The organism is Lentzea rhizosphaerae (assembly GCF_042649515.1).
In the GTDB taxonomy this organism is placed as follows: Bacteria; Actinomycetota; Actinomycetes; order Mycobacteriales; family Pseudonocardiaceae; genus Lentzea; species Lentzea aerocolonigenes.
The window spans coordinates 814038-829467 of sequence record NZ_JBHRZI010000015.1 but is presented as its reverse complement, the minus strand read 5'-3'; the positions used below and the strand labels follow the sequence as shown (position 1 = coordinate 829467).

Sequence of the window (15430 nt, the reverse complement as noted above, 5' to 3'; positions counted from 1 at the left end):
CCGATGAAGAAACCCGCACTGGCTCTGCTGCTGCTCCTGGCCGCCTGCTCCAAGCCCGCGGACCAGCCCCAGGTCGCGTCGATCTCAACGCCGCCGAGCAACTCGGCCCCGTCGTCGGCCGCGCAGGAACAACGTCCCCGCGAGCGCCTCGACATGTCGCCGGAGGACCTCGACGCCCTCTACAACGCCTACGACCGGTGCATGGGGCAGTTCGGCCTGGACAAGAAGGGCCAGGTGACCTCGGCCCAGGCCGGTTCGCCGCCGATCAGGGGAGACGTCGACAAGGCGGTGAAGGCCTGCGAGTCGAAGGACCCGCTTCCCCCGTGGGAGAAGGACGTCAACAACCCGGACGCGCTCGACTTCGCCGCCCGAGTCGTGCAGTGCCTGCGGGAGAAGGGCGTCCGCTACGTCGAGGTGCACAACGAACCCGGCGCCGAGGCCGTCGGCTACGCGTTCGGCGGCCCCAACAACGACGCGGCGTCGATCACGCTCGGGCTGGAGCACGTGAAGGAGTGCGAGATCGCCTCGTCCAAGAAGTGATCAGCTCGCGCTTGTCTCGCGAGGCGGGCTCGGGGCACGCCCGCTAGCTTTCCAGGCATGTGGGACGGCGGTGACGCGTACGAGCGCTACGTGGGCCGGTGGAGCCGGCCGGTCGCGGTGGAGTTCCTGAAATGGCTGGACGTACCGCCCGGCCGGACGTGGCTCGACGTCGGCTGCGGCACGGGCGCGCTGAGCGAAACGGTGCTGGCCCACGCCGAACCGGCGTCGGTCACCGGAGTCGACCCGTCGGCGGCCTTCCTGGAACTGGCCCGGCAGCGGGTGTCCGGCGCGACGTTCGAGCTCGGCAACGCGATGGACCTCGGCGACCGGGCCGTCGACGTCGTGGTCAGCGGCCTGGTGCTCACGTTCGTGCCCGACGTGCCCCGCGCGGTCGCGGAGTTCGCGCGCGTTGGGGCGTACGTCGGGTCGTACCTGTGGGACTACACGAGCGGCATGCAGATGATGCGGCTGTTCTGGGACGCGGCGAAGGACGTCGACCCCGCCGCGGCGTCCGAGGACGAGGGACTGCGCTTCGGCGAGGTGAGCGCCCCCGATCCGCTGCGCATGTTCTGGCGCGACGCCGGTCTGCGCGACGTCGAGGCCCGCGCCATCGTCGTGCCCACGGTGTTCCGCGACTTCGACGACTTCTGGAACCCCTTCGAAGGCGGCACCGGCGCCGCGCCCGCCTACGCCGCGACCCTGCCGGCGGAGCAGCGCGGCGCCATCCGCGACCTGCTCCGCTCCCGGCTGCCCCAGGCGGGCCCGATCGAACTCACCGCGAGGGCCTGGGCCGTCAGAGGTTCGCGCTGAGGAACCGCTCCAGGTGGGGGTTCACGTCGGCGGCGTGCGTGAGGCTCAGGAAGTGCGCGCCGTCCTCGACCAGCACCAGTTCGGCCTTGGGCAACGCCGCCACCAGCGCCTCGGCCTTCGCGACGGGGTAGGCGAGGTCGGCCGTGCCGTGCAGCACGAGCACGGGCGTGGTGATCTCCCCGACCCGGTCGAGCACACCGTCGCGACGGGTGAGCGCGTTCGCGATCAACCGCAGCCGCTCGGGCTCGACCGCACTCCACTTCGGCGTCCACTCCGACGCGTCGTAGTCACCCAGGCAGATCTTGGCGGTCGCGTCGACCACCGTCTCGGGCCCCTGCGCGATCCACACCTCGGCGAGCTGGTCGTACGCGGCGGCGATCTGCTCGTCCTCCGCCTCCCCGGACGTCCCGAGCACCGCGAGCGCCGTGACCCGTTCCGCTGCCAGCAAAGCCATCCGCAGCGCCACGAACCCGCCCTGGCTCGTGCCGACGACAGCAGCCCGGTCGATGCCGAGGTGGTCCAGCACCGCGAGCGCGTCGCGGGCGACGTCCCAGTAGTCGAACGGCGCGTTCACCGGCGTCTCACCGTGGCCGCGCTCGTCGATCGCGATCAGCCGGTACCGCTGCCCGAACGCGGCGACCTGCGGCGCCCACATCGTCACGTCCATCAGGAAGCTGTGCAGCAGCACGACCGCCGGGCCGTCACCACCGTGGTCCACGTAGGACACCAGCTGCCCGTCACCCGTCGTCATCGTCGCCATGCTGTGCACCCCAGTCGTCGTTTCCGTCGAGTGGATCATGAGCCGCCGCTCGCGCGGTGCGCAACAGCCTGCCGGGATGCGACAGCTGATCGAACTCCCGTGGGACCCGTCGACCCCGTCCGAGGTCGCGGAGCTGTTCTCCGCGACGTCCTGGTGGATCGCGGGCGGCCACGCGATCGAACTGGCTGCCGGTCGCCCGTTGCGCCCGCATTCCGACATCGACGTGGCGTTGCTGCGCCGCGACCAGCTCACCGCGCAACGAGCGCTCACCGGCTGGGAGTGGTGGGCGGCCGACCCGCCGGGAGAGCTGCGTCCGTGGCGGCCCGGCGAGATCCTGCCCGTGCGGGTGCAGGACGTCTGGTGCCGCCCGGCCGGTTCCGAGCGCTGGCGAGTCCAGGTGATGCTCGACGAATCCGACGGCGAGGAGTGGATTTTCCGGCGTGACCCACGTGTGCGGCGTCCAGTCGCCACGCTCACTCACGTCACCCCGTCCGGCATTCCGCACCTGGCGCCGGAGATCCAGCTCCTCCACAAGGCCGCGGCGCCGCGCGCGAAGGACGAAGCGGACTTCGCCGCGGTGTTGCCGCTGCTCAGCGCCGCGCAACGACGATGGCTGGCCGAGGCGATCGCCCTCACCTGCGGCACGCATCCGTGGCTCGACCGGCTGCCGGAAATGACATTTCCTGATTTCGAAAAGGATAGGCTCGCCTAATTCCTTTCGAATTGCGGGCCTTCTGCCGTGGTGGCATCGTCCGAATCACCCGAACCTTTCCACCACGGCAGGAGCGGACATGACCACCCTCGAGAACCCGGCGATGCCCGCCGTCCACGATTGCACCGTGAGCGACTGCTCCTACAACCACGACGGCTGCCACGCCTTCGCGATCACCGTGCGCGGCGACAACGGGGCCGCCGACTGCGGCACCTTCATCCCGCTGGGCACCAAGGGCGGCCTGGACAAGGTCATCGCGCAGGTGGGCGCCTGTTCCCGCACGGACTGCGTGCACAACTCGTCGCTGGAGTGCACGGCGCAGAGCGTGCGCGTCGGCCAGGGCGAGGGCGACCACCACGCGAACTGTCTGACGTACCAGCCGCGTTAGACCTCCTCGTCCTTGCGGTCCACGGCCCGGCCCAGCTCCCGCAGACCGACGTTGACCGCGATGATCGCCACCGTGCCGGCCGCCGCGACGACGTGCAGGCCGGCACCGGCCAGTGAGCCCACCGCGGCCGCGCACCACAGCGTGGCCGCGGTGTTGAGCCCGCGCACCGACAACCCGTCGCGCAGGATCACGCCCGCGCCGAGAAAACCGATGCCGGACACGACCTGTGCCGCGACCCGCGTGGGGTCGCCCTGGCCGTCGAAACCCTGTGCGGACAGCAGAACGAACAGCGCCGCCCCCACCGCCACGAGGGCGTTGGTCCGCAGGCCTGCCATGCGCGAGCGGTACTGCCGCTCAAAACCGATCAACGCGCCGAGGCCCATGCTCTCGGCAATGCGCAGCGTCATGTCGAAGACGTGCATCGTGTGACTCCCCTTGTGTGCAGGGGTGTGCGTCACACGCCAGAACTCGAGCGTGCGAGGTGAAATGACCTGCGCGGGCTACTGTCGCCTGGCATGTGTCGCTCACCTCGCTTCCTGTGTCTGGTTGGCAAGACCTGTCCACGTTAGCGGAGCGGGCGTGAGTCCGGCGTGAGAGTGGGACGCACGTCCCAGTCGATGTGGCCGTCCTCGAACACGAGGAGCCGGTAGACGGGGTCGGTGTTGTTCCGGAGCATCTGCAGGACGTGCTCGAGCATCGCGGCCACGCTCGTCCACTCCGGTCCGGAGTAGCGACCGTGACCGTGTTCGTACATCACGACGTTCCCGTGCGTCAGGCCTTCGCGAAGATCGACGAAGAGCACGTCCTCCTCACCGAAGCAGTCGGCGGCGATGGGCAGCCACTCCGGCGACCAGCCAGCGTGCGTGCGCAGGCAGGTCTCCCGCTGCCGGAGCGCGGCGTCAGGGCCGAGCGGATGCCAGTACACCGGGATGAGCGGGCTGTCGTCCTGCAGCGCCGCCCGATTCACCCCGCCGAAGACCTGCCACCAGGCCGCCAGGTCCGGTGGCAGCCCCGCGATCCGGACGTCCGCGGGCGGCAGGAAAGCCGCGTGCAACGCAGGTGCGTTCTGACGAACCCAGTTCTCGATCTCTCCCCAGCTCACGTCCGGAACTAAAGCATCTCGAGCGGCCCCGGCCCCTCCGGAGGCGGAAACGCGCCATCCAGCTGGGCGAAGTCCTCGTCGGTCAGCCGCAACGACAGCGCCGCCGCGTTCTCCCGCACGTGCTCCACCGTGCCCGCCTTGGGGATCGCGTTCACGTGCGGCAGCCGCAGCACCCACGCCAGCGCCACCTGAGCGGGTGTGGCGTCGTGCCGGGCCGCCACCGATGCCAGCGCCGGCGAGTCCAGCAGCCGACCCTGTTCGACGGGGGAGTAGGCCATGACCGGGATGCCTGCCGACGCGTGCCACGGCAGCAGGTCGTGTTCCGGGCCGCGGCGCGAGAGGTTGTAGAGGATCTGGTTGGTCTGGCAGTGGCCGGGCAACGCCGTGAGCTCGCGCATGTCGTCCAGGTCCAGGTTGCTGACGCCCCAGTGCCGGATCTTGCCCGCTTCCTGCAGCCCCGCGAACGCCTCCACGGTCTGGGCGAGCGGCACGCTGCCCCGCCAGTGCAGCAGGTACAGGTCGAGGTGATCGGTGCCCAGGCGGCGCAGGCTCGCCTCGCACGCGCGCACCGTGCCGGACGCGGAAGCGTTGGACGGCAGCACCTTCGACACGAGGAACACCTCGGAACGCCGTCCCGCGATCGCCTCGCCGACGAGCGACTCGGCGGCGCCGTTCGCGTACATCTCCGCGGTGTCGATCAGCGTCAGACCCAGGTCGAGGCCCTCGCGCAGGGCGGCGATCTCGGAGGCGCGGCGGGCAGGGCTCTCGGCCATCATCCACGTGCCCATGCCGAGCGCGGGGATGGTCGAGCCGGACGGCAGCGCGACAGTCATGCACCCCAGCTTGCCGGGTACGTTGGTGTGATGCGACGCGGAGGCCTGATCCTGCTGGTGCTGCTCGTCGTCGCGTTGGCCGTGCTCGCCCAGTTCGCCGAGATCCCCGACGGCGCGGTGCTCCGCGACGAGGTCGGCAAGGCGGGCGGTGCGGCTCCGCTGGTCTTCGCCGCGGTGTGCGCGCTCGGGACGGCGGTGTTCTTCCCCAAGCCGGTGCTCGCGACGGCGGCCGGGTTGCTGTTCGGCGTCGGGTGGGGGAGCGTGCTGGCGATCGCCGGGTTCACGGCCGGGGCGATGATCGCGTTCACGATCGCGCGCAGGCTCGGACGGGCCGCGGTCGAGGGCTGGTTGGGGGAGCGGCTGCACGTTCTCGAACAGGTCTTCGCGCGCAAGGGCGTCGAGGCGACGCTCGTGATCAGGCTGCTGCCGGTCGTGCCGTTCACGCTCGCCAACTACGGGGCGGGCGTCACGTCGGTCAAGGGCAGGCACTTCGCGGCGGGCACGGCGCTGGGGCTGGTGCCGTCGACGGTGCTCGCGGCGGTGCTGGGGGACGCGCTGAGCGATCTCGGGTCGCCCCGCTCGATCGCCGCGTTGTCGATCTGGGCCGTGCTGGCGGCCGTCGGGGTGTGGTGGGGCCGGAACTTGATCACAGGGGTTGCACGGGCCTCCTAGACGCGCGAAAAGCCGCCCCGGCGGGAGACCGGGACGGCTTGAAGCGTGTGTGATCTTCTCCGCGAAGAGATCAGGCCGTGCGGGTGCGGCGTCCGCGAAGCTCTTCGAGTCGCTCGTCGAGCAGCTCCTCGAGCTCGGGGATCGACCGGCGCTCCAGGAGCATGTCCCAGTGCGTGCGCGGCGGCTTGACCTTCTTCACCTCCGGCTCGACACCATCGATGATCTTCGACTCGGTGCCGTGGAGACGGCATTCCCAGGTCGGCGGCAACTCGGCGTCGTCGGAGAACGGGACCTCGAAGTCGTGTCCCTTGGGGCAGGCGTACCGCGCTGCCCGGCGCGGAGCGAGATCGTGATTGCGGTCGGTCTCGTAGCTGACTGCTCCGAGCCGGCTTCCACGCAAAACGCGGTCGGCCATGGCGGTGTCCTTTCGCTCGGCTCAGGGCCGGGGCCCAGGCTTCTTGCTCACCGTGTGCAACGCCCGGATTGCTCCGTTTGTTTCCGGCTCGCTCTCATGGTCGCCCACAGTGACGTCGTTCACTCGTCAACGAAGGCTTCCTACTAATGGATGCGATCGCCACAGGATCGTGACGCGTTATCAAGCTCCTGCGCTCACGCATCACTCTAATGGCCTAGCCAACCCTGTGGGTAACCGCCTAGGCCAAGCGCAGCTGGCCACTTTGTGCGACGTCAGGGCCTAGGTCGCCCAACCGGAAGTGACGCCTGCAGAGCACCTGATAACGCACAGTAGTTTCCGTGGTCTCGGTTACACCGTTGCTCTCTGTACCCGATCGGTGCTGTTCCGTGTCCGAAACCGTGTCGGCGACGAGAACGGTGTCTCCAGCGCGAATCACCCGTCCGGCCCGCACCCGCGCGTTGAACCGTCCCGGCACCCCGCACCAGCACAGAACCTCGACCTGGATGGCCTTGAGCTCGTCCGCCAGCTCGAACAGCCGCTGCGAGCCGGGGAACATCTCGCCGCGGAAGTCCGTGGCGAGCCCGAAGCAGTAGACGTCGACCTGAACGTCGTCCGCGAGCTCCGCCAGCTGTTCCACCTGATCGGGGGAGAGGAACTGCGCCTCGTCGACGATCAGGTAGTCGACCCTCCGGCCCTCGGCCCACTCCGCGCGGACCAGTCGGCGGAGATCGTCGTCGCGGATCTCCGCGGCCTCCCGCGTGATGCCGATGCGGCTCGAGATCTGTGGCCGGCCCGACCTGTCGTGCCGCACCAGCAACAACCCGCGGCGACCCTGCCGGGAGTTGTTGTGGTCGATCTGCAGCGCGAGCGTCGACTTGCCGCAGTCCATGGGGCCGAAGAAGAACTTGAGGTGGCCCACCACCGGCGTCGTTCGTCGGGAACCCGCGACAGGTACAGCGGAGAGGGCATCTGTCGGATCGGGAAGGGCGTCCACGGCGGGTCACCCTAGTGCCTGGATCCCGATCATGAGGAATCCCCACGGAATGTCCCCGCCCATCGCTCTGTCCTTCACGTCGGTCGCGCCGCTGTCGGGTGTGCATAGCCGCTGCGCAGGTTGTCGAAACATCTTCTCGATTCGGGTTGATTGATAGCTTCAGTGTTGACTGAAGTTAATCCCTCACATGGGTGCTTGAGCCCCCAAAAGCACGTTCACCCACTTCGCCAAGAGGGGGAGACTCGCACGCCGGACATCGGCACCCCGGCACGCTGACCGCGCGTGAACGAGGACCTTCGCTCCGCCAGCCGCCCCCGTGGCTCGATCCATCCCGCGGCTCCGGCAGGCGCTGCCGGAGCCGTCTGTGGACCCTCTCGAAGTATCCTGCTTCCCGATATAGCTCGCCGCGCGATATATTCAGCGACATGAGTGGTCGAGTCATGTCCGAGCAGACGTTCCTCGTGCTCACCGCCCTCGCGGAGGAGCCGCTGCACGGCTACGCGATCGTCCAGGCGGTCGAGCAGCTGTCCGAGGGGCGCACGGTGCTGCGGGTCGGCACGCTCTACGGGGTCCTGGACCGGTTGGTGGCCGACGGGTTCGCCGAGCGCGACCGTGAAGAGGTGCACCAGGGCCGGCTTCGGCGTTACTACAAGCTCACCGACTCCGGTGTGCGGGCGTTGCAGGCGGAGGTCGCGAGGCTGAGCGCGAACGTGCGGGCGGCTTCTGCGGTGTTGAGGGGGAGGGGCGTCCAAGCATGGGCGAACAACGCGTGAGCAACTTGGAGCGCCGGTACCGGGTGCTGCTGAAGGTTCTGCCGCGGTGGTACCGGCAGGACCGCGAGGAGGAGATGGTCGGGATCTTCCTGGCCGACCGGACCGACGAGCTGGATCTGGAGCACAGCTGGCCGGGGTGGGGCGAGGCCGGGGCGGTGCTGGGGCTTGCCGTGCGCACGCATCTGGCGGCCGGGGCGGCGCTCACCAACGTGCCGATGAAGGTCGCGTGGCGGGGCGAGATCGTGCGCGCGTTGGGCATGATCGGGCTGTTGCTCGGCGTGTTCTACGCGGGTGCGTCGATCACGAGCATGGTCTACGCGTACCAGCACCCGGAGATCGTCGGCGGGCTCACCTGGCTGCGGGTCTTCGACGTGGCGCCGATCGTCGCGTTCGTGGCGCTGCTGGCGAAGAAACGGACGACGGCGAAGCTCGCGGCGCTGGCCGCCGCGCTTCCTGCCGTTGTCGTGGTCGGGCCGCACATCGGGTCGTGGTTGCTGTTCCAGCTGCCGTCGCTGGTGACGTTCGTGGCTCTGTGTCTCGGTTTTCACCGTGAGGCGCCCACGCCTCCCGTGCGCAGGCTCGCGTGGTGGGGTGGGGGAGCGCTGCTGGTCGGGGTGCTCGGCGGGGTCGGGCTGGGGTCGTTCGTGGTGCCGGTGGTCGTGGTGGTGCTGCGGGTGGTGGCGTTCGTGCGCGGCGACTTCGTGCTGGGGCGGGCGTTGTCGGTGTTCGCGGTGCTGGAGCTGGCGCCGCTCGCGTTCCTGCTGGCTGGGGGAGAGGTGTTCGGGATCGCGCTCGTGCTGGCGGTGTTGCTGGTGATCAGTGCGGTGGCGCCGGTGCGTCGGTTGCGCGCGTCGTGAGCAACCTGGAGCGCCGGTACCGACTGCTGCTGAAGGTTCTGCCGCGGTGGTACCGGGAGGACCGCGAGGAGGAGATGGTCGGCCTGTTCCTGGCCGACCGGACGGACGAGCTCGACCTGGAGCACAGCTGGCCGGGGTGGGGCGAGACGGGGGCGATGCTGGCGCTGGCGATCCGCACGCGGTTCGCGGCGTCCGGTGCCCCTTCGAACGCCGTGCGGCTGGGGGAGGTCGCGCGGTGGCTCGGTGTGCTGGGGTTGTTGCTGGGCCTCAAGAACGTGGTCCACGTCGTCTACGGCGAGATCATGTTCGGCACGGGCGAGGCGCCGCAGTGGACAGCGGTGCTGGCGAACTTCAGTCCGGTCGTGGTGATCGCACTGCTGATGCGCGGCCATCGGACGTGGGCGAAGGTGGTGGCCGGTGCGGCGTTGGTGCCGTGGGTGGTCAACGCGGTGACGGATCCCGGTCCGGCGGGGGCTGCGAGCGTGCTGTGGCAGCTGCCGACGCTGATGGCGTTCGTGGCTCTGTGCCTGGGTTTTCACCGTGAGGCGCCGATGCCGTCGAGGTCGGTGCTGTGGTGGTGTGGGGGAGCGGTGCTCGTGGGTGCCGCAGAACTGCTCGTGTGGGGGTTCAACCCGGTCGTGCTGCCGGTGGTGGTGCTCGCCGTGCGCGTCTATGCGTACGTGAGTAGCGCACCGGCGTTGGGGCGTGCGTTGTCGATTTTCGCGTTGTCGTTCCTGCCGGACGTCGTCGTCACGGGCGTGCGTGGTCCGGCGGAGCTGCGCGTGGTGTTCGTGGTGGCGGCGGCGCTGTGGTTGGTCAGCGCCGCCGCGCCGGTCGGACGGGTCACACGAGAGCGGGTTCTTCGTTCCCGACGGCCTTGATGGCGCGGCGCACCGGCACGAAGATCAGCAGGACGAAGCCGGCGACGAAGAAGATGATCAGGGCGAGGATGGCGGGGCGCAGGCTGCCGGTGGCCTGGCCGACGCCGGCGAACACGAGCGGGCCGAGCCAGCTGGTGGAGCGTTCGCCGACCTCGTAGAGCGAGAAGTACTGCGCCTCGCGGCCGGGCGGCACCATCTGGCTGAACAGGCTGCGGGACAAGGCGTTCGTGCCGCCGAGCACGATGCCGATGCCCGCGGCGACGAGGTAGAACTGCATCTCGTCGCCTGCCTCGACGAAGAACGCGGCGGTGATCACGACGATCCACACGAGCAGCGAGCCGAGGATCGTCTTCTTGGCGCCGACGCGCTTGGCGACGAAGCCGTGCAGCAGGCCGCCGATGAACGCGACGAACTGGACGATCAGGATGACCGTGATCAGGGTTTCCTGCTCGAACTTGAGCTCGATCTTGCCGTACTGGGCGGAGACGTTCGCGACGGTCGCGATGCCGTCGGTGTAGATCAGGTAGGTGCCGAGGAACGCGAGCGTGAGCGGGAAGGCCTTGGCCTGCTTGAGGGTGGCGCCGAGCTCCTTGAAGCCCGCGGAGATCACCGAGGCGCCGTGTTCGCGGCCGTGGGGTGACTGGTGCTCGGTGAGGCGGGTGAGCGGGATGAACGTGAAGGCCGCCCACCAGAGGCCGGAGATGACGAACGCGATGCGCGCGGCGTCGCCTTTGGTGATGCCGAGGGGTTCGGCGGACAGGGTGATGCCGAGCTGGATCGCGAGGGCGATGCCGCCGCCGAGGTAGCCGTAGGCCCAGCCGCGGCTGGAGACGCCGTCGCGTTCGTCGGGTGCGGCGATCTCGGGCAGGAAGGCGTAGTAGACGACGACGCTGGCGCCGTAGCAGATGTTGGCGATGACGAAGAGCAGTACGCCGAGTGTCCAGTTGGTGCCGGTCACGGTCGCGAGCGTGATGGTGGCCGCGGAGCCGGTGAAGGCGAAGAAGGCGAGCATCTTCTTCTTGTTCTGGGTGCGGTCGGCGATGGCGCCCATGACCGGCAGAACGACGACCTGGATCACCGTGGCGAGGGAGAGCAGGTAGCCCCACAGCGAGCCGGCGGGGAAGTGGAGCCCGAGGAACGTGACGGTGCAGTGGTCGAACGCGTTGTCGCCGGGGCAGGGGCCGGCCCCGTTGAGCGCGGTGTCGGCCTTGGCGGCGTTCATCGCGATGTCCGTCAGGTAGATCGAGAAGAAGACTGTGACCACGGACGTGGGGAACACGGAGTTCGCCACGTCGTACCAGACCCAGCCGCGCTGTTCGCGGCGGCGGGCGGTGTTGGCGTCGGCGGCGTCGTCGCCCTTGACCTTCATGTCGGCGGACTGTACTTGTCCGCCGACACGGCCGATGATCGACTGCCCAACCTGTTACCAGTTGCCGCGCGAGCGGAGCACTTCGCGCAGGACGTCGGGTCTGTCGGTGACGAGTCCGTCGACGCCGAGGTCGAGCAGGGCGCGCATGTCGGCTTCGTCGTCGATCGTCCACACGTGCACTTCGAGGTCGCGGCGGTGGGCGGCCTGGACGAACTTCCCGTCGACGATCTTGAGGCGTCCCTGGTTGACGGGTACCTGGGCGACCTGGCCGCGGACGGCGAGTCCGGCGAACGGGATGCGTCCGGCGGCCCAGAGGGCGCCGGCGGAGCGGGGGCCCATGGAGGTGAGCAGGCCGGGTCCGCCGCCGCGGCGCAGGCGGGCGAGGCGGTTGTCGGAGAAGCTGGCGAGGCAGACGCGGTGCAGGGACTTGGCCTTGCGCAGCAGGGTGATGATCGGTTCGACGGCGTTGTCGGCCTTGACGTCGATGTTGAAGAACGTGTCGGGGAGTTCTTCGAGGACGTCGGCGAGGCGGGTGATGGGTTCGCGTCCGCCGATGCGGGCGTTCCGGACCTCGGTCCACGGCAGGTCGGCGACGCGTCCTTGGCCGTCGGTGGTGCGGTCGAGCGTGTGGTCGTGGTGGACCACGACCTCGCCGTCGGCGGTGGCGTGGACGTCGGTCTCGATGTAGCGGTAGCCCTCCTGGACGGCTCGGCGGAACGAGCTGAGGGAGTTCTCCATGCCGGTGAGGTCGTCGACGTGCCAGCCGCGGTGGGCGAAGGCTCGGGGGCGCGGGCCTGCGAGGTACGGGTGGGTCACCTCCTGAGTGTGCCTTCCGGGAGTGGCTCCGGGGTGGACAGTGGGTGGCGTGACACTTTCTTCTTGTCCTCTATTGCTTCAGTGTCACCTGAAATCAGACCTATCGGTCGTCCCGTCCACAGAACAGTCGTAAGTCAACAACGCCACGGAACCAGGGGAGCCCTCCGGCCATCGAAGTGGATCCGGAGCCGCGCCAGGGAGAAGTCGTTGAAAACCGATCAATCGAAGCAGCCGCAACGTCATCAACCGACTCAACGCGACCAAACCCCACCCGAAACGAACAGCAATCGCCGTGCGGGTAGTGTCCGGTTCCCTACGAAGGTCGGGCTTTCTGGCGCGTCGCTGGAGGTCAACCGCCGCAGTTCGCTACCGTCGCGCGCCATGGAGCGCTCCATGGAGGCGGATGAGCCCAGGCACTGTGCGTGGTGCGGGCGGAGGTTGCCGGGGAGTGGGCGGATCGGCCGGCCGAGGCGGTACTGCGCACAGCCGTGTCGTCAGCGGGCTTACGAACGCCGGGCGGCGCTGCAGCGCGGTGGCCTTCCGGAGGACGCGGTGGTGTTGTCCACCGCGGAGCTGGCGGACCTGCAGGACAGGTTGTTCCAGCTGCGGTGTGCCGCGGAGGACGTGGTGACCGCGGCGCAGGACGGTGCGGAGAACGAGGAGCTGAGGAAGCTGGCGGCGGAGCTGGTGGAGTCGGCGAAGGGTTTGGAGCGGCTGCGGTAGCCGTTCGTGAAGTTGCGAACTGACCGGCGTAGCGGGTTGCTTACGTCCGGTGATCGGACGATCATGACGCGCGTGACCTCCTACTGCCGCACGGTGCTGGACCGAGCGGATGTCGGCTATGCCGTGACGGACGCGCGCGGGAACCTGTTGTGGTGCAACCGCGCTTTGGGTGCTGTGCTGGGGGTTCCGGTCGAGCAGGCGTACGGGCGGTCGTTGCCCGCGCTGCTGCCGGGTGTGCCCGAGGGGCCTGCTCCGACGCGGGAGGTGCTGGCGCCGGGTCCGAAGTGGCTCGAGGTGCGGTGTTCACGTCTGGGTGACGACCTGATGTACGAGGTCGTGGACGTGTCGGCGTGGCGTGATCGCGAGCTGACGGTGACCCAGGAGGCGGACGCGCTGCGGCGGGCTCAGGCGCTGGGGCGCATGGGGACGTGGGAGTGGTCGATCTCCGAGGACCGGGTGACGTGGTCGGACACGTTGCTGGAGATGTTCGGGTTCGAGCCGGGGACGGCGTTCGACTTCGAGCTGTACTCGCGGCTGGTGCACCCGGACGACCTGCCGATGATCGAGGAGACGCTGGACGCGGCGTTGAAGACGGGGTCGGTGTTCACGTACACGCACCGGATGTTGCGTCCGGACGGTGCGGAGCGGGTGTTCGAGTGTTTCGGTGAGGTCGTCGTGGGGGACGACGGGACGCCGTTGCGTGCGTTGGGGACGGCGCACGACGTGACGCAGTCGTCGCGGGTGCACGACGAGCTGGTGCGGATGGCCGAGCAGGACCCGTTGACGGGGTTGCCGAACCGGCGTGCGTTGACGCGGGCGTTGGAGAAGGAGCTCGCGAACAACGGTTCTGGTGCGTTGCTGGTGCTGGATCTGGACAACTTCAAGGACGTCAACGATCTGCGGGGTCACGCGGTGGGTGACCGGGTGATGCGGATGCTGGCGTCGGCGTTGCAGTCCCGTCTGGGTGATCGGTTGATCGCGCGTCTGGGCGGGGACGAGTTCGCGGTGGTGTTGCCGGGTGCGTCGTTGAAGGACGCGTCGGAGGTGGCGGACAACCTGAAGGAGGCCGTGGCGGGTTTTCCGCTGGCGGGGATCGGTACGCCGGCGCGGATCACGGTGTCGACGGGGTTGGCGGAGTTCGGTCCGGGGGATTCGTGGGAGCTGGTGCTGGCGAACGCGGACCTGGCGTTGTACGCGTCGAAGGCGGCGGGCCGGGACCGGGTGACGGTGTACGAGCCGAACCACTACGCGGACACGGTGAAGCGGGTCAGTGTGCTGGACCGGTTGCGGTCGGCGCTGGCGGGTGGCGGGCTGGCGTTGTACGGGATGCCGATGGTGGAGCTGTCGTCGGGGCAGACGCTGGGGCACGAGTTGTTGTTGCGGTTGGAGGACGGGCAGGAGCCGTATCTGGGGCCTGCTGACTTCCTGCCGGTGGCGGAGCGGTCGAACCTGATCCTGGACGTCGACCGGTGGGTGTTGTCGACGGCGATCGACGCGTTGGTGGCGGAGCCGGATTCGCGGTTGCGGTTCAACGTGAACGTGTCGGGCCGGACGTTGGAGGATCCGGACTTCGGGAACTTCGTGCTGGACAAGCTGGGGTCGGCGGGGGTGGCGCCCGGCCGGTTGGGGTTGGAGATCACGGAGACGGCGGCGGTGACGAACCTGGACGCGGCGGTGACGCTGGCGACGCAGCTGCGCAGTTTCGGGTGCCGGATCACGTTGGACGACTTCGGTTCGGGGTTCGGGTCGTTCGTGCACCTGAAGCACCTGCCGATCACTGGGATCAAGATCGACGGTGAGTTCGTGAAGGGCATCGAGACCAACGACGCGGACGCGGTGCTGGTGTCGGGGATCGTGCAGATCGCGAACGGGCTGGGTTTGTCCGCGGTGGCGGAGTGGGTGGAGCGGCCGTCGCAGGTCGAGGTGTTGCGGGGGCTGGGCGTGCGGGTCGGGCAGGGTTTTCACCTGGGCCGGCCGGTGCCGTTGCGTGACGTGGTGAGCGCGGAGCGCATGCCGCCGAATGGCGCATTGTCGTCTCGGGTGGTCGGAGCAGAGGATGGTGCGCGCTCCTGATCACCGCCCGATGGGATGCCCGTGTCGTCTTGTGGTTTGCGTCGTCTTGAGTTGAGTGTTGCCGAGCCTGAGCTGTCGGTGGACTTCTTCGCCGGTGTGCTCGGTTGGACGGTGATAGCGGAGCCGGGCGGGTCTTTCTCGGGCTGGGTGGGTGACAGACTCGTGGCCGGAGTCGTTGCGGGAGAACAGGGTTGGCGTGTGTTCTTCGGTGGTGACGGGCCGCGGGAGCTGAAGATCAATTCCTCTGTGGACACCGGCAGGGTGCTGCACGGTCCGTGGGCTCCGGCGCCGCGTGCTGGTGAGCCGTGCTGGGTGGAGTTGATGACCGCGGAGCCCGAGGACGAGTACTGGGTGGGGGAGCTGGGCTGGGAGGTGCGGCCCGGTGTCGAGGACTTCGTGTTGTTCACGTCGTCGCGGCACGGTGATCCGCGCCCGGTGGCGGGTCGTCTGACGACGGATCGGGCGTCGGGCTGGCAGGTGTACTTCGCGGTGGACGACCTGGAGGCCGCGTGTGCGCGGGTGTCCGAGTTGGACGGTCGTGTGCTGCTGGAGCCGGCGACCGTGCCAACGGGACGGATCGCGTCGATCGAGGGTCCGCACGGTGGTGCGTGCGTGTTGCTGGAGCAGCCGAAGGGCTGGGGCGGGACGTGGGCTGCCAGCTAGCGCAGGTATCGAAGTAGAGCGCCTCGGCCGACCGGATATATTTTTTGGC

19 protein-coding genes are annotated in these 15430 nt (G+C 69.0%); 11 read left to right on the top strand and 8 right to left on the bottom strand.

Going from position 1 to position 15430, the window contains the following annotated elements:
- The first annotated feature begins 3 nt into the window (after window positions 1-3).
- Both ACFOWZ_RS21080 and ACFOWZ_RS21075 read left to right on the top strand, forming a co-directional pair.
- Window positions 4-540 (top strand): hypothetical protein, encoded by a 537-nt coding sequence (locus tag ACFOWZ_RS21080; RefSeq protein ID WP_382374941.1) that lies wholly within the window; start codon window positions 4-6, stop codon window positions 538-540.
- Between the two features lie 57 nt (window positions 541-597).
- Window positions 598-1350, top strand: coding sequence for a class I SAM-dependent methyltransferase (locus ACFOWZ_RS21075; RefSeq protein ID WP_382374939.1), 753 nt, complete (start codon window positions 598-600; stop codon window positions 1348-1350).
- On the opposite strand, the gene ACFOWZ_RS21070 is transcribed toward ACFOWZ_RS21075, so the two are convergent.
- Window positions 1334-2110, bottom strand: a complete 777-nt coding sequence (locus ACFOWZ_RS21070; protein ID WP_382374937.1) for an alpha/beta fold hydrolase — start codon at window positions 2108-2110, stop codon at window positions 1334-1336. The two genes, ACFOWZ_RS21075 and ACFOWZ_RS21070, sit on opposite strands and share 17 nt — an antisense overlap.
- 76 nt (window positions 2111-2186) lie before the next feature.
- Here ACFOWZ_RS21070 and ACFOWZ_RS21065 point away from each other — a divergent pair, with 76 nt between their 5' ends.
- Complete coding sequence (locus tag ACFOWZ_RS21065; RefSeq protein ID WP_382374935.1) at window positions 2187-2822, top strand: nucleotidyltransferase domain-containing protein; 636 nt, start codon at window positions 2187-2189, stop codon at window positions 2820-2822.
- Window positions 2823-2901: 79 nt separating this feature from the next.
- Window positions 2902-3210 (top strand): DUF1540 domain-containing protein, encoded by a 309-nt coding sequence (locus tag ACFOWZ_RS21060; RefSeq protein ID WP_030466139.1) that lies wholly within the window; start codon window positions 2902-2904, stop codon window positions 3208-3210.
- Here ACFOWZ_RS21060 and ACFOWZ_RS21055 read toward each other — a convergent pair.
- The 3 genes from ACFOWZ_RS21055 to ACFOWZ_RS21045 all read right to left on the bottom strand — a co-directional run bounded on the left by ACFOWZ_RS21055 (window position 3207) and on the right by ACFOWZ_RS21045 (window position 5145).
- Entirely contained in the window at window positions 3207-3632 is a 426-nt protein-coding gene (locus ACFOWZ_RS21055; protein ID WP_030466138.1) for an MgtC/SapB family protein, read from the bottom strand. The two genes, ACFOWZ_RS21060 and ACFOWZ_RS21055, sit on opposite strands and share 4 nt — an antisense overlap.
- 143 nt (window positions 3633-3775) lie before the next feature.
- Complete coding sequence (locus ACFOWZ_RS21050) at window positions 3776-4312, bottom strand: hypothetical protein (protein ID WP_382374933.1); 537 nt, start codon at window positions 4310-4312, stop codon at window positions 3776-3778.
- An 8-nt stretch (window positions 4313-4320) separates the two neighbouring features.
- Window positions 4321-5145: an aldo/keto reductase gene (locus ACFOWZ_RS21045; RefSeq protein ID WP_382374931.1), complete on the bottom strand. Its 825-nt coding sequence runs from the start codon at window positions 5143-5145 to the stop codon at window positions 4321-4323.
- Between the two features lie 30 nt (window positions 5146-5175).
- Between ACFOWZ_RS21045 and ACFOWZ_RS21040 the strand changes: the two genes are divergently transcribed.
- Window positions 5176-5817, top strand: a complete 642-nt coding sequence (locus ACFOWZ_RS21040; protein WP_382374929.1) for a TVP38/TMEM64 family protein — start codon at window positions 5176-5178, stop codon at window positions 5815-5817.
- A gap of 70 nt (window positions 5818-5887) precedes the next feature.
- On the opposite strand, the gene ACFOWZ_RS21035 is transcribed toward ACFOWZ_RS21040, so the two are convergent.
- The gene (locus tag ACFOWZ_RS21035) at window positions 5888-6232 is read right to left on the bottom strand and encodes an RNA polymerase-binding protein RbpA (RefSeq protein WP_030466135.1); all 345 of its coding nucleotides are present in this window, start codon (window positions 6230-6232) and stop codon (window positions 5888-5890) included.
- A 238-nt stretch (window positions 6233-6470) separates the two neighbouring features.
- Window positions 6471-7226: a thymidine kinase gene (locus ACFOWZ_RS21030; protein WP_382374926.1), complete on the bottom strand. Its 756-nt coding sequence runs from the start codon at window positions 7224-7226 to the stop codon at window positions 6471-6473.
- A gap of 425 nt (window positions 7227-7651) precedes the next feature.
- Between ACFOWZ_RS21030 and ACFOWZ_RS21025 the strand changes: the two genes are divergently transcribed.
- The 3 genes from ACFOWZ_RS21025 to ACFOWZ_RS21015 are packed head-to-tail and all read left to right on the top strand — an operon-like array spanning window position 7652 to window position 9737.
- Window positions 7652-7999, top strand: coding sequence for a PadR family transcriptional regulator (locus tag ACFOWZ_RS21025; RefSeq protein ID WP_308202576.1), 348 nt, complete (start codon window positions 7652-7654; stop codon window positions 7997-7999).
- Window positions 7996-8856, top strand: coding sequence for a hypothetical protein (locus ACFOWZ_RS21020; protein WP_382374923.1), 861 nt, complete (start codon window positions 7996-7998; stop codon window positions 8854-8856). Before ACFOWZ_RS21025 ends, ACFOWZ_RS21020 begins: the two co-directional genes overlap by 4 nt.
- Window positions 8853-9737, top strand: coding sequence for a hypothetical protein (locus tag ACFOWZ_RS21015; protein WP_382374921.1), 885 nt, complete (start codon window positions 8853-8855; stop codon window positions 9735-9737). Before ACFOWZ_RS21020 ends, ACFOWZ_RS21015 begins: the two co-directional genes overlap by 4 nt.
- Here ACFOWZ_RS21015 and ACFOWZ_RS21010 read toward each other — a convergent pair.
- Window positions 9700-11106 carry an MFS transporter gene (locus ACFOWZ_RS21010; RefSeq protein ID WP_382374919.1) on the bottom strand — a complete coding sequence of 469 codons (1407 nt, stop codon included), beginning with the start codon at window positions 11104-11106 and terminating at the stop codon, window positions 9700-9702. The two genes, ACFOWZ_RS21015 and ACFOWZ_RS21010, sit on opposite strands and share 38 nt — an antisense overlap.
- Window positions 11107-11160: 54 nt before the next feature.
- A complete protein-coding gene (locus tag ACFOWZ_RS21005) occupies window positions 11161-11922 on the bottom strand; it encodes a glycerophosphodiester phosphodiesterase (RefSeq protein ID WP_382374917.1) in 762 nt (253 codons plus the stop codon).
- A 381-nt stretch (window positions 11923-12303) separates the two neighbouring features.
- Here ACFOWZ_RS21005 and ACFOWZ_RS21000 point away from each other — a divergent pair, with 381 nt between their 5' ends.
- The 3 genes from ACFOWZ_RS21000 (at window position 12304) to ACFOWZ_RS20990 (ending at window position 15381) form a co-directional block, all read left to right on the top strand.
- A complete protein-coding gene (locus ACFOWZ_RS21000) occupies window positions 12304-12645 on the top strand; it encodes a hypothetical protein (RefSeq protein WP_030475304.1) in 342 nt (113 codons plus the stop codon).
- Between the two features lie 72 nt (window positions 12646-12717).
- Window positions 12718-14718 carry a putative bifunctional diguanylate cyclase/phosphodiesterase gene (locus tag ACFOWZ_RS20995; protein ID WP_382374914.1) on the top strand — a complete coding sequence of 667 codons (2001 nt, stop codon included), beginning with the start codon at window positions 12718-12720 and terminating at the stop codon, window positions 14716-14718.
- A 51-nt stretch (window positions 14719-14769) separates the two neighbouring features.
- Complete coding sequence (locus ACFOWZ_RS20990; RefSeq protein ID WP_382374912.1) at window positions 14770-15381, top strand: VOC family protein; 612 nt, start codon at window positions 14770-14772, stop codon at window positions 15379-15381.
- Window positions 15382-15430: the final 49 nt, after the last annotated feature.